This window comes from Mariniluteicoccus flavus, from assembly GCF_054776655.1.
Map to the genome: position 1 here is coordinate 312,479 of NZ_BAAHBN010000003.1, position 20,405 is coordinate 332,883.

Consider the following 20,405-nt stretch of genomic DNA (forward strand, 5'->3'; position numbering starts at 1 on the left):
CATGGCGTGTCGGCGGGGGGAGGCGTACGGTGGTGCCATCGGGGCGCCCACGGCGGACACGACCAGGCGTCTGGCCCCGCAGGCAGTCTCGCGCTCGCCCGCGTCAGGGAGTCAAAACCATGGCCCTCACCGCCCGTGTGGCGGTGCCCGTCGCAGCCCCGCCCCGCACGCTCGGGCGCATGCTGATGACGCTCGTCACCACCACCGACCACAAGCTCATCGGCAAGATGTATCTCGCGACGGCGTTCACCTATTTCGTCGTCGGCGGGGTGATGGCCCTGGGCATCCGCGCCGAGCTCGCCTTTCCCGGCATGCAGCTGATGCAGCCCGACACCTTCAACCAGCTGTTCACCATGCACGGCACCGTGATGTTGCTGCTGTTCGCCACGCCCCTGTTCGCCGGCTTCGCCAACTTCGTCATGCCGCTGCAGATCGGCTCGCCCGACGTGGCGTTCCCGCGGCTGAACGCGTTCTCGTACTGGATCTATGTCGTCGGTGGCCTGATCGTGATGTCGGGGTTCCTCACCCCGGACGGCGCGGCCAGCTTCGGCTGGTTCGCGTACGCGCCGCTGTCCGACGCGGTGAACTCGCCGGGGGTGGGCGGCGACCTGTGGCTGGTCGGGCTCTATCTCGTCGGCCTCTCGTCGATCCTCGGCGCGGTGAACTTCATCACCACGATCACGACGTGCCGCATGCCGGGCATGACGATGTTCCGCATGCCGATCTTCACGTGGAACACACTCGGGACGTCGCTGCTGGTGCTGATCGCCTTCCCCGTGCTGGGGGCGGCGCTGCTGACGCTGGAGGCAGATCGCCGCCTGGGGACACACGTGTTCGACGCCGCCAACGGCGGGCCCATCCTGTGGCAGCACCTGTTCTGGTTCTTCGGCCACCCCGAGGTCTATGTGGTGGCCGTGCCGTTCTTCGGGATCATCACCGAGATCATCCCGGTGTTCTCGCGCAAGCCGGTGTTCGGCTATCTCGGCCTGGTCATCGCCACGTTCGCGATCTGCGCGCTGTCGGTCACCGTCTGGGCCCACCACATGTTCGCCACCGGCGCGGTGGCGCTGCCGTTCTTCACGTTCATGAGCTATCTGATCGCCGTGCCGACCGGGGTGAAGTTCTTCAACTGGATCGGCACGATGTGGCGCGGGTCGATCAGCTTCGACACCCCGATGCTGTGGGCTGCCGGGTTCCTCACGACGTTCCTGTTCGGCGGGCTGACCGGGGTCATCCTCGCCTCGGCGCCGCTGGACTTCCAGGTCACCGACACCTATTTCGTCGTGGCGCACTTCCACTACGTGCTGTTCGGCACCGTGGTGTTCGCGATGTTCGGGGGCTTCTATTTCTGGTGGCCGAAACTCACCGGCCGCATGTTGGACGAGAAATGGGGCAAGGTCCACTTCTGGATCCTGTTCCCCGCCTTCCACATCACGTTCCTCGTGCAGCACTGGTTGGGGGTGGAGGGCATGCCGCGTCGCTATGCGGACTATCTCCCGAACGAGGGCTTCACCCTGCTGAACCAGATCTCGACGGTCGGGGCCTTCATGTTGGGCGTCTCCTTCCTGCCGTTCTTCTGGAACCTCTGGATCACGCGCCACTCCGCCCCCGTGACGGTCGACGACCCGTGGGGCTGGGGCAGGTCGCTGGAGTGGGCGACCTCGTGCCCGCCGCCGCGCCACAACTTCACCACGCTGCCGCGGGTGCGGTCGGAGTCGCCGGCGTTCGAGCTGCACCACCCCGGAATCGGGACGGACTCCCACGAGCAGGGGGCACTGGAATAGGGCAGTTCAGTCAACAGGAGCAGGAACCATGAGGAAGACCGTACAAATCACGCTGCCGCACGACGGGGGCCCGGTGATGGTCGACGCGCTGAGGGCGGAGGCCGCGCGGCGCTTCGGCCACGGGGACGCGTACGCCGTGGGTGACCCGGCGGTCACGAGTCGCGACGGGTCGCTGGTGGTCATCGCGCAGGTGTTCGGCGACACGACGCCCGACCACCCGACGCCGGAGTTCGTCCCGACGGTGACGCGGTGGGACGACGACGGGGGCGCGTACGCGGACACGGACGATCTGTAGGGGCGCGGGCCGAACGTTCTCCGAGCGAGCGCCAGCGAGACGAGGAGGGGCGCCCGAACGTTCTCCGAGCAGCGTGGGAATCAGCCAGCGTGACCCCGGGAGTGGCTTCGACTCGTTCCTCGCTCAGCCAGCGTGACCCCGGGAGTGGCTTCGACTCGTTCCTCGCTCAGCCAGCGTGACCCCGGGAGTGGCTTCGACTCGTTCCTCGCTCAGCCAGCGTGACCCCGTGGGTGGCTTCGACTCGTTCCTCGCTCAGCCAGCGTGACTCCGGGAGTGGCGTCGACGCCCAGCGCGGTCGCGGCCTCGCCACCGAAGTGGGTCTCGCCGTCGGCGTGGGCGTACGCGTGCAGGGTGTGGGCGACCCCGGCCGCGGCGAGGGCGGCGGTGGCCGGCGTACCGGCCCCTACCCTGGACTTCTTGGCCATCAGGAACCTCCGGGACGTGGGGTCAACGCAGCACGATGACGAGTTGGACCAACGCCGGCGCGACGAGCAGCGCCGGCAGCAGGTTCCCGACCGGCAGCTGGCGGATGTTCAGCAGCCGCAGCGACAGCCCGATCAACATCAGGCCGCCGGTGGCCGTGAGTGCGAGGAGGTGCGGCTCGGGCAGGAACCCGCCGAACAGCCAGCCCAGCACCGTCAGGAGCCCCTGCACGACGCCGACGATGATCGCTGACACCATCACGCCGAGGCCGAGCGACGCGGCGAAGGCGATCGCGGCGAACAGGTCGAGCACCGACTTGAGGATGAGTTGGTCGGCGCCGCGCCCCAACCCGTCGGAGAGCGCGCCGAGGATGGTGAGCGGGCCGATGCAGAAGACCAGCGACGCCGAGACAAAGCCCTGGATGAATCGTTCGCGCGGGTTGAGGTGGGCGGCCCCGGTGGCCGGATCGACTTCGTGGGCGGCCTGGGCGGTGGCTGATGCGGCGCCGGAGGCGTCGTCGTCGCCCGACCGCCGCGCCAGGCGTACGCGGAGCCAGTCGCCGAGGCACTCGAGCCGGCGTTCCAGGTCGACGAGCGAGCCGATGATGCCGCCGAGCAGCAGGGAGCCGAGCACGATGAGCACGGGTGCGCTGGGGCCGACCGCCCCCTTCAGCACCGCGCTGGTGACGTCGACGGCTGACAGCGCGCCGATCAGCAGCGTGACCAGGCCGAGGGCGTCGGTGACGGTGTCGCGGGTGCGCTGGGGGAGTCGGTGGCCCAGCAGCATGCCGATCGCGGATCCGGCGATGATCGCGACGACATTGACGACGGTGCCGAATCCGATGAACATGGCGCGATTCTGGCACGCGTACGCCGGGGACGACGCGAGGTCCGGACCGTGGCGGTCCGGACCTCGCAGGTCAACGTGCGGGGATCACTTGGCCAGCGGGGCCAGGAGTTTGTCGTCCTTGTAGACGTCCTTCGCGTTCTCCTTGGTCACGATGACCGGCTTGAGCAGGAACGCGGGCACGACCTTGACGCCGTTGTTGTAGGACTTGTCGTCGTTGACCGGCAGCGGCTTGCCGGCCTGCAGCGTGTTGACGAAGTCGATCGTCTGCTTCACGAGGGCGGTGGTGTCCTTGTAGATGGTCGAATACTGCTCACCGGCGACCATCGACTTCACCGATTCGACCTCGGAGTCCTGGCCGGTGACGACCGGGGTCTCCTTGCCGGCGGCCTTGACCGAGGTCAGCGCGGCGCGGGCCAGGGTGTCGTTCGGTGACAGGACGCCGTCGAGCTTGTCGGTCGCATAGTTGCCGGACAGCAGCGTGTCCATGCGCTTCTGGGCGTTCTCGGCCTTCCAGTCCTGGGTCGAGGCCTGGGCGAAGGACGCCTGGCCCGACTTCACCTGGAGGGTCTTGTCGTCGATCTTCGGCTTCAGAACGCTCATGGCGCCGTCGAAGAAGACCTGCGAGTTGGCGTCATCGGGGGAGCCGGCGATGAGCTCGATCTTGTAGGGGCCGCCGCCCTTGCGCGCCTTGAGGCCGTCGAGGAGCGACTGGCCCTGGAGCTGGCCGACCTTGAAGTTGTCGTACGCGACATAGTGGTCGACGGCAGGCGTGTTCTTGAGCAGGCGGTCGTACGCGATGACGGTCGCGCCGGCGTCCTTCGCACCCTTGAGCTGGGTGCCGAGCTGGGAGCCGTCGACGGCGCCGACGACGATGACCTTGGCGCCCTTGGTCGTCATGGCCTGGATCTGGTTCTGCTGCTCGGCGACACCGCCGTTGGCGAACTGGACGTCGGCGGTGTAGCCCGCCTCCTTCAGCCCGTCCTTGAACAGCTGCTCGGCGAGCACCCAGTTCTCCGAGGTCTTCTTGGGCAGGGCCACGCCGATGAGCGCGCCCTTGTCGAAGCCGGCCTTGGGGGAGGTGCCACCGGTCGTGGTGCCACCCTCGCGTCCACCGCCACAGCCGGACAGGGCCAGCACGGCGGCCAGCGCGACGGCGCCGATCGTGGTGATCTTCTTCATGGGGTTCCTTCTTTCTGAGGGTGCCACTCCCGGGCAGGAGGGGCGGTGTGCTGGCCGGTCAGGCCGTCGATGACGGCTGTGATCCGGTGTCGGAGGGTGACCCGGTTCCCGACTGCGGGGCGCCCCCGCCGCGAGGGCGGGTGAGCAGCCCGATGATGGAGGGGCGGCCCTGGGTCTTGTTGTAGACGTCGAACGCGACGGCCGCGAGGAGCACGAGGCCCTTGATCATCTGGGTCATGTCGGCCCCCACGCCCATCAGCTGGAGGCCGTTGTTGAGCACCGCCATGACGAGGCCACCGATGATCGACCCCGGCACGGTGCCGACGCCGCCCGAGACGGCCGCTCCGCCGATGAACACCGCCGCGATCGCGTCCAGCTCCCAGCCCACGCCGTCGGCGGGGCCCGAGGCGGTGGAGCGGCCGACATAGACCATGCCGGCCAGGGCGGCGAGGATCGCCATGTTCATCATCACCATGAAGTTGACTCGGCGGGTCTTGACGCCCGACAGCTCGGCGGCGAGGCGGTTGCCGCCCACGGCGTACACGTGGCGGCCGAGCACCGTGCGCTGCGACACGAAGCTGTAGAGGATGACCAGCGCGGCCAGGATCAGCCCGGGCACGGGGAACGACGTGCCGGGGCGACCGGTTGCGAACAGGTAGGTGACATAGACCGTGATCAGGCCGATCAGCGTGATGCGGACGATCGGCGCGACGATCGACGGGTTGGTGCCGCCGAGCCGGCGTACGGTGCGGCGGCGGTGGACCTCGCTGTAGACGACGCTGGCCAGCGCCAGCAGGCCCAGGATCAGCGTCGGGTTGTTGTAGCCGGTGTCGGGTCCGATCTCCGGGAGGTAGCCGGCGCCCAGCCGCTGGAACGCCTCCGGCACCGGGATGGTGTTCGACATGCCGACGAACTGGTTCGCGCCGCGGAACAGCATCATGCCGGCCAGGGTGACGATGAACGCGGGGATGCCGACGTATGCGACCCAGAACCCGTGCCACGCGCCGATGAGGGCGCCCAGCGCCAGGCCGAGCAGGACACCGGCCCACCAGGGCAGGTGCCAGTCGCGGATGGCCAGCGCGACCACGATGCCGACGAACGCCGCGATCGAGCCGACGGACAGGTCGATGTGGCCGGCGATGATCACCAGCACCATGCCGATCGCGAGGATCAGGATGTAGGAGTTGCCGTTGAGCAGGTTCATCATGTTGGTCGGGGTGAGGACCTTGCCGCGGGTCTGCACCTGGAAGAACACCAGGAGCGCGAGCAGGGCGAACAGCATGCCGAACTGGCGGAGGTCGCCTGTGAAGACGGACTTGAGGAGTTTCATGCGAGATCCCTGTTCGTGGGGCGGGCCGTGACGGGCTCGCCGGTCGGTCGGCTGGTGGGGGACTGGCGGGTCATCAGGCGCAGGAGCGATTCCTGGTCGGCGTCGACGGCGTCGAGGCAGCCGGTGATCGCGCCCTCGCAGATGGTGTAGATGCGATCGGAGATGCCGAGCAGCTCGGGCAGTTCGGAGGAGATCACCACGACGCCCTTGCCCTGGGAGGCCAGGGTGTGGATCAATCCGTAGATCTCATATTTCGCCCCGACGTCGATGCCGCGCGTCGGCTCGTCGAGGATCAGCAGGTCGGGCTGGGTGAACAGCCACTTCGCCAGGACGACCTTCTGCTGGTTGCCGCCCGACAGCTTGGCGACCCACTCGTCGACGCTCGGCGTCTTGACGTGCAGCGACCGGCGATAGTCCTCGGCCGCCGCGTGCTCCGCGTCACGATCGACGACGCCGTGCTTCGAGATGCGGCCCAGGTCGGCCGACACCGTGGTGCGCCTGATCGTGTCGAGCGCGTTGAACCCGAGCGCCTTGCGGTCCTCGGTGACGTACGCCATGCCGTGGCGGATCGCGCTCGGGACGTCGGGCACGGAGATCTCCTGGCCGTCCATCCGGATCGTGCCTGCGACGTGGGTCCCATAGGAGCGCCCGAACAGCGAGCGCGCGAGCTCGGTGCGGCCGGCGCCCATGAGCCCGGCGAAGCCCACGATCTCACCCCGGCGGACGTGGAAGCTGGATCCCTTGCAGACCAGGCGTTCGGGGACGGTGGGGTGGCGGACGGTCCAGCCCTCGACCTCGAAGAAGGTCTCCCCGATGTTCGGGGTGTACGCGGGGAACCGCGACGACAGGGGGCGGCCGACCATGCCGCGGATGATGGTGTCCTCGTCGAGGCCGTCGTCGACCTCGAGCGTACGCACGGTCTGGCCGTCGCGCAGGATCGTCGCGGAGTCGGCGATCGCGGTGACCTCGTTGAGCTTGTGGCTGATCATGATGCAGGTCACGCCCTTGGCGCGCAGGTCCCGCAGGAGGTCGAGGAGGTGGGCGGAGTCGCTCTCGTTGAGGGCCGCGGTCGGCTCGTCGAGGATCAGCAGGCGGACGTTCTTGTTCAGCGCCTTGGCGATCTCGACCAACTGTTGCTTGCCGACACCGATGTTCTTGACGGGCGTGCTCGGGTCCTCCGACAGACCGACGCGCTCGAGGAGGTCGGCTGCGCGACGCTCGGCGCCGACCCAGTCGATGACCCCGCCGCGGGCGTGCTCGTTGCCGAGGAAGATGTTCTCGGTGATCGACAGCTCGGGGATGAGCGCCAGCTCCTGGTGGATGATCACGATGCCGGTGCGCTCGGACTGGCGGATGTCGGAGAACCGGCACTCCTCGCCGTCGAAGCGGACCGTGCCTGCGTAGCTGCCGTGGGGGTAGACGCCCGAGAGCACCTTCATGAGGGTGGACTTCCCGGCACCGTTCTCGCCGCAGATCGCGTGGACCTCGCCGGGCCGGACCCGGAGGTTGACGTCGTCGAGCGCCTTGACGCCCGGGAACTCCTTGGTGATCCCCACCATCTCCAGCAGCGCGGGTCGCTCACTCATCCAGAACTCCTCGACATCGTCGTCGTCACGCCGGGCGCCGTGCTCTGCGTTCATGAAGAAAGTATGACCGCGCCACCTTGGCGTCAACTCTTGAACACGTGATGTCGACGACATCGTGTCGGGGGCTGCGTCCGTGAGGCGCGTGGGGCGGGTTCAGGACAGGGCGACGGCGTGGCGGATTGCGAGCGACGCGGCGCCGAGCAGACCGGCCCGGTCGCCGAGGTGGGACATGGTCACGGTCGTGCCGGCCATGACGACGGGGAGCGTGTGGCGCCCCATGCTCCGCACGACGGGGTCCAGCAGCGGCGCGCCGATGGGGGCCAGGGGGCCGCCGATGACGATCACCTCGGGGTTCAGCAGGTTCGCGACGGCGCCCAGCGCGGTGCCGAGTGCGGCGCCGGCGTCCTCGAGCACGCGCAGCGTCGCCAGGTCGCGGCTGCGCGACAGGCGCACGATGGCGTCGGCGTCCAGTCCCTGGCCGCTGCGGTTGCCGCGCCGGAGCGCGCGGACGATGGCGGCGGTCGAGGCGAGGGTCTCGAGGCAGCCGCGGTTGCCGCAATAGCAGTGCTCGCCGAGTTCGACGACGGGGAAGTGGCCCAGCTCGCCCGCGCCGCCGAGGTGGCCGCGATGGATGCGCCCGCCGATGAGCAGGCCCGCGCTCACCGCGCTGCCGACGTTGACGAAAGCGAGGTCCTCCACGGCGCCGAACGGCCCCCAGCTGACCTGCGCCAGGGCCCCGAGGTTGGCCGCGGTGTCGATCCGGACGGGGCAGGGGAGCCAGTCCTCCGCGAGCTGGGCCAGGCCCTCGGTGTGCCAGGCGCCGTCGAGGGGTTGGGGCCCTGCGGGCAGGGTGGCCTGACCCGTGGGGGCCGGGACCGAGAGGCCGCCCGCGGCGACGTCGTCGGGCCCCAGGCCGTGCTTGTCGAGCAAACGGTCGAGCTCACGCCGCGCCAGCGCCAGCGCCTCGGGCGGGCGGTGGCCCGCGGGCACCTCGAGGTCGGCCTCGGCGACGAGCCGATGGTCGAAGCGGGCCACGGCGAGACGAAGCCGGAGGCGGTCGACGTCGATCGCGACGACCACGCGCCGGTCGTCGCGCAGGGAGATCTCGATGGCGCGCCTGCCGCCGCTGACGACGGGGCGGAGCTCGACGCGCTGCTCCTCGTCGAGGACCTTGACGATGTTGGAGATGGTGCCGGTGCTCAGCCCGGTGATGCGGACGAGGTTGGCCTGCGTGGTGGGGCCACGGCTGGCGAGGGTGTGGAGCACCCGCTGGGTGTTCTGGCGGCGCAGGGCGGGCTGTGAGCCGATCTGGCGCGAGCCCCTCGCCGGTCCTCCCATGGCCGAATCCTCGCGTGCGGCCTCGCCGGCGTCAAGGAATGAAGTCGAGGTCACACCGCGGGAACGGCGCGGCGGGGCTCCGCACCGCCCCTAGACTCGTGCCGTGCTCCGAACCATCGACCTCCGAGGCCGGCTCGCCGCCGGCGACACCCTCGACTACGCGCGACTCGTGCCGCGCGCCGCCTTCGACGTGGACGCGGCCCTCGCCGCCGTGCGACCCGTGTGCGACGACGTGGCCGCGCGCGGCGCCGACGCGCTGCGCGACCTGTCGCAGCGGTTCGACGGCGTGGTTCCCGAGCACCTGCGCGTGCCCGCCGACGTGCTGCGGCGCTGCGAGTCCGAGCTCGACCCGCAGGTGCGGGCCGCGTTCGAGGTCGCCATCGACCGGCGACGCCGCGTGAGCCGGGCCGAACTGGGGGAGGAGTCGGTCGACGTCTCGGTCGCGCCCGGCGCCGTCGTCACACAGAAGATGATCCCGGTCAACCGCGTCGGCCTCTACGTCCCGGGCGGCCTCGCCCCGCTGGCGTCCTCGGTGATCATGAACGTCGTCCCGGCCCAGGTGGCCGGCGTACGCTCCATCGCCGTCACGTCCCCGCCCCAGAAGGAGTTCGGTGGCCTGCCCCACCCGAACATCCTGGCGCTCTGCTCGATGCTCGGCGTCGACGAGGTGTACGCGGTGGGCGGCGCCCAGGCCATCGCGATGTTCGCGTACGGGGTCGAGGGACTCTGTCGCAAGGTCGACCTCGTGACCGGGCCCGGCAACATCTATGTGGTCGCGGCCAAGCGCCTCCTCAAGGGGCGAATCGGCATCGACTCCGAGGCCGGACCGACCGAGATCGCGATCCTCGCCGACGACTCGGCGAACCCCGTCCACGTCGCCGCCGACCTGATCTCCCAGGCCGAGCACGACCCGCTCGCCGGCTCGGTGCTCGTCACCGACTCGCCAGAGCTGGCCCGGGCCGTCGACGCCGAGCTCGGGCCCCAGGTCGCGGCCACGCGCCACGCCGACCGCATCCGCGTCGCGCTCACGGGCGAACAGTCGGGCGTCGTGCTCGTCGACGACGTCGAGCAGGGCATCGACGTGGTGGACGCCTACGCGGCCGAACACCTGGAGATCCACACCCGCGACGAGGCCGAGGTCGCGTCGCGCATCACGAACGCCGGCGCGATCTTCGTCGGCACCTGGTCGCCGGTGTCGCTGGGCGACTACTGCGCGGGGTCGACGCACGTCCTGCCGACCGCGGGCTGTGCCTGCCACTCGTCGGGTCTCAACGTGAAGTCGTTCCTGAAGGCCGTCCACCTCATCCGCTATGACCAGCAGGCGCTGCGCGACGTCAAGGAGACCGTCGAGGTCTTCGCCGACGCCGAGAACCTGCCGGCCCACGGCGCGGCCGTCACGCTCAGGTTCGAGGCCGGCCGTGGCTGAGTCGATGATCACCCTCGCCGACCTGCCGCTGCGCCCCGAACTGGTGGGGGAGGAGCCCTACGGCGCGCCCCAGCTCGACGTGCCGGTGCGGCTCAACGTCAACGAGAACCCGTACGCCCCCTCCGACCGCGTGCGCGCCGACATCGCCGAGGCGGCGGCCCGTGCCGCGGCCGAGATGAACCGCTATCCCGACCGCGAGGCCGTCGCGCTCCGCAGCAGGCTGGCGGCGTACCTCGGCCATGGCCTCGGTTTCGAAGCCGTGTGGGCCGCGAACGGGTCGAACGAGGTGATGACCCAGGTGTTGCAGGCGTTCGCCGGGCCGGGGCGGTCGATGCTGACGTTCGCGCCGACCTATTCGATGTATCCGGAATATGCCCGCAACACCCACACCGCCTTCGTCACCGTGGGGCGGCGAGACGACTTCACCATCGATCCCGAGAACGCCGTCGCGGCGATCGCCCAGGAGCGTCCCGACGTCGTGGTGGTGACGACCCCCAACAACCCGACCGGCACGTCGACCGACCGGGCGACCCTCGAGGCCATCCTCGAGGCGGCGCCCGGCATGGTGGTGGTCGACGAGGCCTATCAGGAGTTCGCGCGGCCCGGAACACCGAGCGCGCTGGACCTCCTGCCCTCCCACCCCCGGCTGATCGTGTCGCGCACCATGTCGAAGGCGTTCGCGTTCGCCGGTGGGCGGCTGGGCTACGTCGCCGCGGCGCCCGCCGTGGTCGACGCGCTCCGCATCGTCCGGCTGCCGTATCACCTCAGCGGCGTCACCCAGGCCGTGGCCTGCGCCGCGCTCGACAACGCCGGGGAGATGATGGCCCACGTCGACGCCCTGCGGGCAGAACGCGACGACCTTGTGGCGTGGCTGCGGGGCCGCGGCCTCGACGTGGCCGAGTCCGACGCCAACTTCGTGTTGTTCGGTCGGTTCGCCGATCGGCACGCCGTGTGGCAGGAACTGCTCGACCACGGCGTGTTGATCCGCGAGACCGGCCCGTCCGGCATGCTCCGCGTGTCGGTCGGCACGCCGAGTGAGACTGTCGCCTTCCGCGACGCCCTGTCGCAGGTGCTCGAGCGCGAGAACGTCGTCCTAGAAGGGAAGCCCTGATGTCCATCGCCGGAAGAACCGCCACCGTCGAGCGCGCCACCTCCGAGTCGAGGGTCGCGGTCACCGTCGACCTCGACGGCACGGGGAAGGCCGATGTCGAGACCGGCGTCGGCTTCTACGACCACATGCTCACCGCGCTGGCGCGTCACTCGCTGATCGACCTCACGGTGCGCACGACCGGCGACGTCTGGATCGACGCCCACCACACCGTCGAGGACACGGCGATCGCGCTCGGCCAGGCGATCCGCGAGGCCCTTGGCGACAAGCGCGGCATCCGCAGGTTCGGCGACGCCATGGTCCCGCTCGACGAGGCGCTCGCCCAGTGCGTCGTCGACGTCTCGGGACGCCCGTACGCGGTGTGCTCCGGCGAGCCCGACGCGCAGGCGTACGCCCTGATCGGCGGGGGGCCGACTCCCGACGGCCGGCCTGGGACGGCGTACGCGGGGTCCCTCACGGTCCACGTCGTCGAGTCGCTCGCGTTCCATGCAGGCATCTGTGTCCACCTGCGCCTCCTCGCGGGACGCGATCCCCACCACATCGTCGAGGCCCAGTTCAAGGCGCTGGCGCGGGCGCTGCGCGCTGCCATCGAGCCCGACCCGCGCGTCGACGACGTGCCGTCGACGAAGGGCGCGCTGTGAGCGCTGGTGGGCCCACGGTCGCGCTGCTCGACTACGGGTCCGGCAACCTGCGGTCGGCCCACCGCGCCCTGGTGCGCGCCGGGGCCGTCGTCACGTTGACGGACGACGTCGACGAGGCGTACGCGGCGGACGGGCTCGTCGTGCCGGGCGTGGGTGCGTTCGCAGCCTGCATGGAGGGCCTTGCGGCCGTCGGCGGTGACGCCCTGGTGCGCCGCCGCGTCGACGACGGGCGTCCGGTCCTCGGCATCTGCGTCGGCCATCAGGTCATGTTCTCCCACGGCATCGAGCACGGGCTGGACGCGCCCGGCATCGGGGTGCTCGGCGGCGTCGTCGAGCGGCTCGACGCCGATCGGCTGCCGCACATGGGCTGGAACACGGTCGAGGCGCCCGCGTCGTCGGCCCTGTTCGAAGGCGTGCGTACCGAGCGGTTCTATTTCGTCCACAGCTACGGCGTACGCGAGGTGGCCGGGCTCGAGGGCGCCGAGGTCACGTGGTGTGAACACGGGGGCGACCGTTTCGTGGCCGCCGTGGAGCGCGGGTGCCTGACGTCGACCCAGTTCCACCCGGAGAAGTCCGGGGACGCCGGTGCCCGCGTCCTGACCAACTGGATAACCAGCATTTCGCGCTGAGTTCACCGACAGTTCACACCAACGGGCCGAGACGCAGGATCTGCGTGAAAAGTTCCTCACCAACGGGTGGGCGGGGTGGGATTCTGGGCCGGGCGTCGGTTAGGGTTTGACCGTTTGAGGCGGTCGAATGGGCCGCCGGACCGATGACGCAGGGGGACCGCACGCATGAGCGACCTGAACGAAGTGCCGGCTGACGAGGACCAGAAGCGCCGGGGTCTTGCCCTGTGGACGCTCTCGGGCACGACCGCGCTGGTGATGCTCATCGGTGGCGTCGTGGCTTTCAACGGCAGCCAGAAGACCGAGTCCGGCAATGCGACCGCGCAGCAGTCGGTGAAGCCGTCGACCGGCGGTAGCTCGACGACCGCCCCCGGCACGTCCACCGGCCCCAGCACCGCCCCTCCGTCGGCTCCCGGCGCCCAGCCCCCGGTGACCGAGCCGACGCAGGACCCCGGCGCGTCGGGCTCCGACTCCGGCATCCCCGCCGACCCGGGCAACGGCCAGCCCGCCGAGCAGCCGGGTGCCAACCCCGGACAGACCCCGTCGGCCGGCGCGACCGACACGACCGGCAGCATCAACGACCCGGGCCGCAACCCCGGCGACGCGACGCAGACGCCGGCGCCGGGTGACGCGGGGGCGACGTCGGCACCGACGGGTGCGGCGACGCCCGTGCCGCCGGTGCTGGACCCACCGCCTGATGTGCCGACGGCGCCATCGGGTGAGGGGACGACGGGTACGGGGACGACACTTCCGGAGTCGACGCTTCCGGAGTCGACGCTGCCGGGCACGACCGACCCGGGGACGACCGCTCCTGGGACGACGGCTCCTCCGTCGACGGCTCCTCCGACGACGGCTCCTCCGACGACGGCTCCTCCGACCAATGGCCCGACGACCAATCCCCCGACGACCAATCCCCCGACTACGCCCCCGGAGACTGATCCTGAGGGGCTCTCGTATTCAACCGCTTGGGCCACTAAGCCTAATGGCGACTTGGACTACGACGCCAACGGCAACCCGAAACTGGCGATCATCGTCACCGGGGATCCGGGCGAACATTTCATCACTCTTTTCATCAATGGTCAGCTCATTGGCGTAAGGGTCACGATCGACGACAACGGCAAAGTGACCTACTGGAAGCACTATCACGAAGAGTTCAAGGACATCATCACTTTCGAGGCGTTGGATGGTTGGGGTAGCGATGCCCCGGTCGTGAGGGTCTTCGATGGTGCGAACCCTGAACCCCTCCCAGAACCTGAAGAGTCCCTCCCGGCCCCGACCCCGTCGCCCACTCCCACTCCCACCCCGACGCCGACTCCCACCGATTCTGCGACGCCGACGCCTGACCCGACGGTCACGCCCACGGAGAAGCCCACCGTCCCCGGCCAGGGCCCCGACGGATCGCCGACCGCGACCCCCAGTGGGTCCGCCACGCCGTCGGCGACCCCGAGCGGCTCGGCCACCGCGTCCGCGTCGCCCACGACGGCCTCGGCGTCGCCCACGACGGCCACCGCGTCGCCTTCCGCGTCCACCAGCGCGTCCACGCCCCCCGCGGTCGCGAACTCGAAGAAGCCCGCGAAGCCGGTGGTGACCGTTTCCACCCAGACGGCCGCGCCCGTCGCGACCCAGGGCGCCACCCGCGCAGCCACGACGCGCGCCACCACGGCTCCCGCCACCACCACGGCGACGAAGAAGGCGACCACCGCGACCGCGACGTCGAAGCCGACGCCGCGCCCGGTCGCCATGACGACCGCGCCGACGACCGACGACGGCACCACGCCGCCCTCGCCGTCGACAGTGCAGCAGAAGCCGCTCGCCGTGCAGTCGCCCCGGCGCGTCCGCGTCACCCACAAGCGGACCAAGTCCGGTAAGTGACGACCAAACACGGAGCTGACGGCTGGTATCAGCCGGGTGAGGGGCCGGGCCGGGGGAATGATCCTCAGGCTCGGCCCGTTCCCCACCCGGACGATACGTCTCGGGGCGACACAGCCGGCCAGATCGACGACACCCGCCACGCCGACGACCTGACGCGGTTCCCCGCCCAGGATCAGGCGCGACCCCAGGGCGACGAGCAGTCGTGGCCCGCGCAGGCGCAGCCGCAGTGGCACGACCAGGCCCACCAGCAGTGGCCCGATCACCCGCAGTGGCCTGATCACCAGCAGTGGCAGGGACCTCAAACGACCCAACAGTCGTGGCCCGACCACGGTCAACAGTCGTGGCCCGACCACGGTCAGCAGCCCTGGGGTGACCAGGGCCAGGCGTACGGGCAGCAGGCGTACGAGCCGCAGTGGCAGGGCGATCAGGGGTGGGCACCGGGCCAGCAGAATCCCGCCCAGCCGCACGTCATCCCGCAACAGGCTGCGATGCCGGCCTCGGCCTCCCAGCTGTCGGCGTCGACGCACGGGAGCGCCGCCTATCCCATGTCGCAGACCTCCGCGCCCTGGGTGAACCAGCCCAGCGCCGGCTACCCGCTGTCGCAGACGTCGGCGCCCTACCCCATGTCCCAGTCGAGCGCGGGCTTCCCGGTCTCGCAGGTCAGCGCGGGCTATCCGGTGTCGCAGGCGTCGGCGTACGAGCAGGGGCGTCCGGCGGAGAGGGAGAAGTCGTTCCCGCTGAAGTGGTTGGCCGCCGGCGCCATCGTGCTGGCGCTGCTCACGGGCACCGCGCTGTTCGGCATCAGCGAGTTCAACAAGAGCAGGACCAACGTCGCCGTTGCGGCCCCCACGACCCTGACCCAGCGGCAGGCGCCGCCCTCGTGGAGCCAGACCTATGACTGGTCGATCCTCGCCGACCAGGCCAGCAGCGTCGTCGTCGGTGACAACCGTGTGGTGTTCATCGACGGCAAGGGTGCGCTCAACGTCCTCGACGCCGACACCGGCAAGCCGGTCTTCACCTCGTCCAGCCCGCGCCTGTCGGGCGGTGCGCGCACGATGCTCGCGACCGTGCAGGGCACGCCGATGATCGCGGTGGCCGACGGGACGAACCTCTATCTGTGGCCCATGCAGGGGACCCAGGGGGCCCAGCCGAAACAGATCACGCTGCCCACCAACGGCAAGACGTTCTCCCAGGGGGGCGGGCTCATGGTCCTCGCCGGCAAGGAGCAGTGGGCGGTGACGGGCGCCGCCACACTGGCGCCGGTGTCGATCCCCGGTGACCACATCGCACTCGGCGTGGCCCCCGACGGCTTCCTGGTGTCGGCCCCCCAGCGCGGCGGGTGGACGTTCCGCCCCTCAGATCCGGGCCAGGCACCCCGCGAGGTCAAGCCCGAGCGTACGCCGGAGGGGACGACCGGCGAGATGCAGGCCGGCCGCCTCTCCCGCGGAGTGATCGCGGCCTGGGGCGACACCGCCGACCCGGCACGCAAGACCATCGGGCTGTACGACGCGCCCAGCGGCAGACTGCTCGCTGGGGCAACCGTCGCCGCAGACCTGATCAAGGACGTGACGCTCACCGTCTCACCCGGAGGCACACTCGCGTCGGCCGGACCGGTCCTCGCCCGGCTGACCGACGGCAGGACCGAGCTGATGGAGCGCTGGTCGGCGCACATGTCGGACTCCAAGCACCTGTACGGGTCGCGGGACGGCGTGAAGTATGCGTGGGGCGGGGAGGGCGCGCCCCAGCAACTCGACCCGCGCGTCACGCTGCCGTGGGGCACCTCGCTGGAGAAGGGGCTGTCGATCGTGATGGAACCTGCCGACAACGGTCAGTTCGTGCTCGGCGGACTCAGGCCGAACTGATCAGCTCAGGCGTACGTCGTGGGCCTCGACCGTGAAGCGCTGGGCCAACTGGGTGTCCCCCGACCAGGTGCGGGCCAGGCGGCCCGTCCAGCGCAGGTCGAAGAGGTTCGGTCCCGTGCGGTCGAGGGTGATCTCGTGGTCGGCGACCGCCGCCGCGCCCAGGATGAAGGCCCCGAACGCCCGTTCCTCCATGACGCCATTGGCGTCGAACGAGGACGCCGGGTCGGCCCTCCACGTGCCGGTCAGGTCGACCTCGTCGAACGCCAGCTCGTCGTCGACCTTCACCGGCACGCCCGCGTTGTGCCACTTCGTCGACGAGATGATCGCCCCGGGCTGGGCCACCCAGGTCGCGGGGTCGTCCCACGCCCCGGGGGCCGCGTGGGTCACGGGCCGACCCGGTCCGTTCGCGTCGAAGGGCTCCGAGCGGACGTCGAGGTGGAGTCGCACCTCGTCGTCGTCGCCGCCGCGCAGGGTCATGGTCAGCGACTCGATCGCGTGGCCCAGCGGCCAGGGGTTGTCGGCGAACGTGATGCGTCCTGTGGTCATGCCCCGACTGTAACGAGGGCGGTCAGGCGCCTCGGATGGGCCCCATGAACCGGGCCTCCAGCCGCCGCTCCACCGCGTACGCCGAGCGGGCGGCGCGGCGCAGGGTCGGAGCCACCCGCGTACGCAGGGTCAGGCGCCCGCCGGGCAGGCCGAGCTCGCCGAGGCGCACGTCGGGGAAGAAGTGCGACTCCGTGGCGTGGTGGGCCTCGAGCCACGCGGCGACGCGGCGCCGGCGGTCGCTGAGGATCTCCGGCTGCATCACGAACCCGACGGCCTCGACGAGGTCTCGGGCCTGGTCGATGGTCAGGCGGGCAGGTTCGGTCGCCCCGGGGATGAGCGAGTCCACGAGCACCAACGGGATGCGGTTGCTGTTCTGGAAGGGCTTCAGGCGCGCCAGCAGGGGGGCGGTGCCGACCGCCGCGGCGTCGATGCCCCAGAACCGGGCGGTGACGAGGCCGGTGGAGAAGCAGCCGATGACGAGGGCGACGGGGCTGCGCTCATAGAGCGCCTCGGCGAGCACCGGCTGCGCGAACACCTCCACGCGGACGCCGAGCTCCGCGGCGCGGGCCAGGAGCGGTGCGGCCAACTCGCCGGGGGCCGACGGGTGGGGCTTGAAGACGATCGCCCGGTGGCCCCGCGCGTACGCCGCCTCGAGCATCTCGACGTGCAGCTGCTCCTCGTCGGCGACCGAGACGAGGCCCAGCGGCGACAGGTATTGGCCGAGCAGCAGCGCGTACGGTTCGTCGATCTCCGGCAGGGGGGCGCCGGCGGCGAGGTCGGCGAGCACGGCCCGGAAACGGGCGGTGTCGATGACGACCTGTTCGACGCCGAACTCCGACAGGAGCAGTGGGGCGAGCCCGGCGACGAGGTCGAGGTGGACCAGCCGCTCGATGCGGGAGCCGACCTCCGACAGGATCTTGTCGCGCGTGGGGCCGTAGGACATGAGCCCGTCGGCGTACACATCGATCGACGCCTGCGGGAACGACCACGCCAGCGCCTGGGCGGGGGAGACCTGGATCGACTCGACGACGAGGTGGACCGGTTCGTCGCCGAGCCCCCAGGTCATGCGGAAGAAGCGCTCCCAGAGCGGCTGCTCCTCCGGCGTCGGGGTCCAGGCCGACGGGTGGAGCGGCGCGATCGCGGCGTTGTAGGAGACGACCTCGTCGAACGGTCGTGCCAGCCGCGCGAACGAGGGGCTCTCGGACAGCTCGGGGACGGCCTCGGGGGTCGCGGCGTTGTTGGTGGTGACGAGGATGCGGCGGCCCTCGCGGGGGCCGAAGACACCCTGCTCGATCGCCGCGACGAGGGTGGCGAGGCCATAGAGGGTGGATGCCTCGAAGACCTGCGTACGCGGGGATCCGTGCATGGACAGGGAATCAGGGCGTTCGGTCTCGGTCATGACGCCTCCTTGGCGATCAGGCGGGTCAGGCGCTCGCGTGACGCGGGCGGCAGTGTGGGCAGGACGTCGGCGACCTCGGGGGTCGACCCGAGCGAGGCGGCGAGCAGGCCGCGGAACGTCGCCGCGACCTCCGGCGGGAAGCGGTCGAGGCGTCCGAGGTGGTGGAGCGTCAGCTCGAGATAGCGACGGACGGCCTTCGGGAGGAAGCGATCGGCGTCCCTGTCGGCGCGGACCACGTCGAGCGTGAGCTCCATCGACCGAACGAACTCCAGCTGGGTGCTCGTAGCGAGCTTGGTGAGTGACCCGGCGCGGTCGAGCCGGTAGTGGACACCGGCCCCGCGCGGGACCGTGAACGAGTCGGCGCCGAGGAAGAGGCGCCAGATCCACGGCCGGTCCTCGGCCGTACGCAGGTCGGGGAAGTCCAGCAGTCCGGCGTCGGCGAGCGAGCGGTGGTACGCGCCGGCCCAGGCGTACGGCACGTCGACGGCGGTGCGCTGGCCGACCGGCAGGATCGCATCGCGCGGGCTGCCGATGCGTCCGTCGCGGTGGCCGTCGGGGACGCGGCGCAGCAGCCGGCCGCGGCCGTCGGCCTCGACGTGGTCGGTGCGGACGAAGTCGCAGCGGGCGGCGACGAGGGCGCCGAGGAGGGTGGGATACCAGCCGCGGGACACCCAGTCGTCGCCGTCGAGGAACGTCACATAGTCGGTCTCGGCCATCCGCAGCCCGAGGTTGCGTACGCCGGCGAGCCCGAGGTTGCGGTCGGGGGTGTGGACGCGGGCGCGGCCGAGCCGGGGGAGCGCGGCGCGGATCAGGTCGGGGGTCGCGTCGGACGACTGGTCGTCGACGAACAGGAGTTCGACGCGGTCGTCGATCGCCCGCTCGAGGGAGGCGAGCGTGGTGGGGATGACGTCGGCGAGGTCGTGGCAGGCGACGATGACGGTGAGGCGGGCGGTCACCGTGCGACCCCCGCCGACGCGCGCGCGTGCGGGAGCGCGGTGAGCACCGCCGCCTGGCGCCGCAGCGCCTCGATCATCTGGCGCCGGCTCTCCGGCATCTGGGCGATGGCGTCGGTGAGCAGGTCCTGCGGCGCACTGTCGAGCAGGTCGCCGGCCTCGCGCACGAAGCGCCGCCGGAGCGCGGGCGTGAGGCGGCCGCGGTGCTCCCAGTGCCAGGCGTACAGGCCAGTCCAGGTGCGCATCACCTTCGGCAGGAACCGGTCGGACTCGGGGTCGGCCTCGACCACCGCCCGCACCTGGCGCAGCGACTCGGTGATCGCGAGCTGGCGTACGTCGGAGGTCTGGGTGAGCGAACCGGCCGTCCCGAGCCGGTAGTGGACGCCGACGGTGCGCGCCACGGTGAACTCGGGGACGGTGAGGTGGAGCCTCCAGATCGTGGGGCGGTCCTCGGCGGTCTTCAGCTCGGGCGGATAGAACAGCGTGCCGGCCTCGACGAGCGAGCGGTGATAGACGCCCGACCACGCGTGGGGGAAGTCGACCGACGTGGTCTTCGCCGACAGGATCGACGCGCGCGGCGACCCCACGCGGCCGGCGCGGTTGATGTCGGGGATGCGGACGAGCAGGCGGTGGCGGCCGGTGCAGGCGATGTGGTCGGTCCGCACCCACGGGACGCCTGCGCCGAGGACCTCGTCGAGCAGCGCCGGATAGTAGCCGCGCGACACCCAGTCGTCGCCGTCGAGGAAGGTGACCCAGTCGGTGTCGAGGCGGGCGAGGGCGGCCATGCGGGCGCCGGCGAGGCCGAGGTTCTCGGGCAGCGCGAGCAGTTCGGCGCCGGGGATCTGCGCGGCGGCCAGCGCCAGGCGCTGCGGCGTGTCGTCGGGCGACGCGTCGTCGACCAGCACGAACCTGATGCGGGGGTCGGCGTTGTGCCGCAGCGTACGCAGGCACTCGTCGGCCAGCGCCCCGAGCCGGAAGAAGTTGACCACCACCGTGAGCAGGGGCGCGGAGGTCGAACTGCGTTGGCTGAGCGAGCGCCCTTCCGTCGAACTGCGTTGGCTGAGCGAGCGCCCTTCCGTCGAACTGCGTTGGCTGAGCGAGCGCCCTCCCGTCGAACTGCGTTGGCTGAGCGAGCGCCAGCGAGTCGAAGCCATGCCCTCACCCTAGCCGCGCGAGGCCGCGTACGCG

18 protein-coding genes are annotated in these 20,405 nt (G+C 70.8%); 8 read left to right on the forward strand and 10 right to left on the reverse strand.

Going from position 1 to position 20,405, the window contains the following annotated elements; all coding sequences use genetic code 11:
* Positions 1 to 179: 179 nt before the first annotated feature.
* Positions 180 to 1,784, forward strand: coding sequence for an aa3-type cytochrome oxidase subunit I (ctaD, locus tag ACYVAG_RS07590; RefSeq protein WP_460768656.1), 1,605 nt, complete (start codon positions 180 to 182; stop codon positions 1,782 to 1,784).
* 28 nt (positions 1,785 to 1,812) lie between these two features.
* Positions 1,813 to 2,079: a hypothetical protein gene (locus ACYVAG_RS07595; protein WP_460768472.1), complete on the forward strand. Its 267-nt coding sequence runs from the start codon at positions 1,813 to 1,815 to the stop codon at positions 2,077 to 2,079.
* Positions 2,080 to 2,288: 209 nt separating this feature from the next.
* Here the strand turns inward: ACYVAG_RS07595 and ACYVAG_RS07600 are convergent, their stop codons facing one another.
* From ACYVAG_RS07600 to ACYVAG_RS07625, 6 genes are all read right to left on the reverse strand, one after another.
* The gene (locus tag ACYVAG_RS07600; protein ID WP_460768473.1) at positions 2,289 to 2,504 is read right to left on the reverse strand and encodes a hypothetical protein; all 216 of its coding nucleotides are present in this window, start codon (positions 2,502 to 2,504) and stop codon (positions 2,289 to 2,291) included.
* Positions 2,505 to 2,526: 22 nt separating this feature from the next.
* On the reverse strand, positions 2,527 to 3,351 hold the full coding sequence (locus ACYVAG_RS07605; protein ID WP_460768474.1) for a DUF554 domain-containing protein: 825 nt from the start codon (positions 3,349 to 3,351) through the stop codon (positions 2,527 to 2,529).
* Positions 3,352 to 3,435: 84 nt separating this feature from the next.
* Positions 3,436 to 4,530 (reverse strand): substrate-binding domain-containing protein, encoded by a 1,095-nt coding sequence (locus tag ACYVAG_RS07610; RefSeq protein WP_460768476.1) that lies wholly within the window; start codon positions 4,528 to 4,530, stop codon positions 3,436 to 3,438.
* 58 nt (positions 4,531 to 4,588) lie between these two features.
* Positions 4,589 to 5,860 (reverse strand): multiple monosaccharide ABC transporter permease, encoded by a 1,272-nt coding sequence (gene mmsB, locus ACYVAG_RS07615; protein WP_460768478.1) that lies wholly within the window; start codon positions 5,858 to 5,860, stop codon positions 4,589 to 4,591.
* Positions 5,857 to 7,500, reverse strand: a complete 1,644-nt coding sequence (gene mmsA, locus ACYVAG_RS07620; RefSeq protein WP_460768479.1) for a multiple monosaccharide ABC transporter ATP-binding protein — start codon at positions 7,498 to 7,500, stop codon at positions 5,857 to 5,859. Before mmsA ends, mmsB begins: the two co-directional genes overlap by 4 nt.
* 99 nt (positions 7,501 to 7,599) lie before the next feature.
* Positions 7,600 to 8,784 carry an ROK family transcriptional regulator gene (locus tag ACYVAG_RS07625; protein WP_460768480.1) on the reverse strand — a complete coding sequence of 395 codons (1,185 nt, stop codon included), beginning with the start codon at positions 8,782 to 8,784 and terminating at the stop codon, positions 7,600 to 7,602.
* A 103-nt stretch (positions 8,785 to 8,887) separates the two neighbouring features.
* Here ACYVAG_RS07625 and hisD point away from each other — a divergent pair, with 103 nt between their 5' ends.
* The 6 genes from hisD to ACYVAG_RS07655 all read left to right on the forward strand — a co-directional run bounded on the left by hisD (position 8,888) and on the right by ACYVAG_RS07655 (position 16,319).
* Positions 8,888 to 10,210, forward strand: a complete 1,323-nt coding sequence (gene hisD / locus ACYVAG_RS07630; protein WP_460768482.1) for a histidinol dehydrogenase — start codon at positions 8,888 to 8,890, stop codon at positions 10,208 to 10,210.
* A gap of 4 nt (positions 10,211 to 10,214) precedes the next feature.
* Positions 10,215 to 11,321 carry a histidinol-phosphate transaminase gene (locus tag ACYVAG_RS07635; RefSeq protein ID WP_460768658.1) on the forward strand — a complete coding sequence of 369 codons (1,107 nt, stop codon included), beginning with the start codon at positions 10,215 to 10,217 and terminating at the stop codon, positions 11,319 to 11,321.
* A complete protein-coding gene (gene hisB / locus ACYVAG_RS07640; protein ID WP_460768483.1) occupies positions 11,321 to 11,959 on the forward strand; it encodes an imidazoleglycerol-phosphate dehydratase HisB in 639 nt (212 codons plus the stop codon). The genes ACYVAG_RS07635 and hisB overlap by 1 nt, the downstream gene beginning before the upstream one ends.
* Positions 11,956 to 12,588 (forward strand): imidazole glycerol phosphate synthase subunit HisH, encoded by a 633-nt coding sequence (gene hisH, locus ACYVAG_RS07645; RefSeq protein WP_460768485.1) that lies wholly within the window; start codon positions 11,956 to 11,958, stop codon positions 12,586 to 12,588. The genes hisB and hisH overlap by 4 nt, the downstream gene beginning before the upstream one ends.
* Before the next feature lie 165 nt (positions 12,589 to 12,753).
* Complete coding sequence (locus tag ACYVAG_RS07650) at positions 12,754 to 14,457, forward strand: hypothetical protein (protein ID WP_460768487.1); 1,704 nt, start codon at positions 12,754 to 12,756, stop codon at positions 14,455 to 14,457.
* Entirely contained in the window at positions 14,454 to 16,319 is a 1,866-nt protein-coding gene (locus ACYVAG_RS07655; protein WP_460768489.1) for a hypothetical protein, read from the forward strand. The genes ACYVAG_RS07650 and ACYVAG_RS07655 overlap by 4 nt, the downstream gene beginning before the upstream one ends.
* On the opposite strand, the gene ACYVAG_RS07660 is transcribed toward ACYVAG_RS07655, so the two are convergent.
* The 4 genes from ACYVAG_RS07660 to ACYVAG_RS07675 are packed head-to-tail and all read right to left on the reverse strand — an operon-like array spanning position 16,320 to position 20,206.
* Entirely contained in the window at positions 16,320 to 16,865 is a 546-nt protein-coding gene (locus ACYVAG_RS07660; RefSeq protein ID WP_460768491.1) for a hypothetical protein, read from the reverse strand. It abuts the gene before it with no gap.
* Positions 16,866 to 16,887: 22 nt separating this feature from the next.
* The gene (locus ACYVAG_RS07665) at positions 16,888 to 18,264 is read right to left on the reverse strand and encodes a polysialyltransferase family glycosyltransferase (protein ID WP_460768493.1); all 1,377 of its coding nucleotides are present in this window, start codon (positions 18,262 to 18,264) and stop codon (positions 16,888 to 16,890) included.
* Positions 18,261 to 19,220, reverse strand: coding sequence for a glycosyltransferase family 2 protein (locus ACYVAG_RS07670; protein ID WP_460768495.1), 960 nt, complete (start codon positions 19,218 to 19,220; stop codon positions 18,261 to 18,263). The genes ACYVAG_RS07665 and ACYVAG_RS07670 overlap by 4 nt, the downstream gene beginning before the upstream one ends.
* On the reverse strand, positions 19,217 to 20,206 hold the full coding sequence (locus ACYVAG_RS07675) for a glycosyltransferase family 2 protein (protein ID WP_460768497.1): 990 nt from the start codon (positions 20,204 to 20,206) through the stop codon (positions 19,217 to 19,219). Before ACYVAG_RS07675 ends, ACYVAG_RS07670 begins: the two co-directional genes overlap by 4 nt.
* Positions 20,207 to 20,405: the final 199 nt, after the last annotated feature.

Bases quoted from the DNA above. Each gene is read 5' to 3' on its own strand.
- ctaD (WP_460768656.1), top strand. From the start codon at position 180: ATGCTGATGACGCTCGTCACCACCACCGACCACAAGCTCATCGGCAAG.
- ACYVAG_RS07595 (WP_460768472.1), top strand. From the start codon at position 1,813: ATGAGGAAGACCGTACAAATCACGCTGCCGCACGACGGGGGCCCGGTG.
- ACYVAG_RS07600 (WP_460768473.1), bottom strand. From the start codon at position 2,504: ATGGCCAAGAAGTCCAGGGTAGGGGCCGGTACGCCGGCCACCGCCGCC.
- ACYVAG_RS07605 (WP_460768474.1), bottom strand. From the start codon at position 3,351: ATGTTCATCGGATTCGGCACCGTCGTCAATGTCGTCGCGATCATCGCC.
- ACYVAG_RS07610 (WP_460768476.1), bottom strand. From the start codon at position 4,530: ATGAAGAAGATCACCACGATCGGCGCCGTCGCGCTGGCCGCCGTGCTG.
- mmsB (WP_460768478.1), bottom strand. From the start codon at position 5,860: ATGAAACTCCTCAAGTCCGTCTTCACAGGCGACCTCCGCCAGTTCGGC.
- mmsA (WP_460768479.1), bottom strand. From the start codon at position 7,500: ATGAACGCAGAGCACGGCGCCCGGCGTGACGACGACGATGTCGAGGAG.
- ACYVAG_RS07625 (WP_460768480.1), bottom strand. From the start codon at position 8,784: ATGGGAGGACCGGCGAGGGGCTCGCGCCAGATCGGCTCACAGCCCGCC.
- ACYVAG_RS07635 (WP_460768658.1), top strand. From the start codon at position 10,215: ATGATCACCCTCGCCGACCTGCCGCTGCGCCCCGAACTGGTGGGGGAG.
- hisB (WP_460768483.1), top strand. From the start codon at position 11,321: ATGTCCATCGCCGGAAGAACCGCCACCGTCGAGCGCGCCACCTCCGAG.
- ACYVAG_RS07650 (WP_460768487.1), top strand. From the start codon at position 12,754: ATGAGCGACCTGAACGAAGTGCCGGCTGACGAGGACCAGAAGCGCCGG.
- ACYVAG_RS07660 (WP_460768491.1), bottom strand. From the start codon at position 16,865: ATGACCACAGGACGCATCACGTTCGCCGACAACCCCTGGCCGCTGGGC.
- ACYVAG_RS07665 (WP_460768493.1), bottom strand. From the start codon at position 18,264: ATGACCGAGACCGAACGCCCTGATTCCCTGTCCATGCACGGATCCCCG.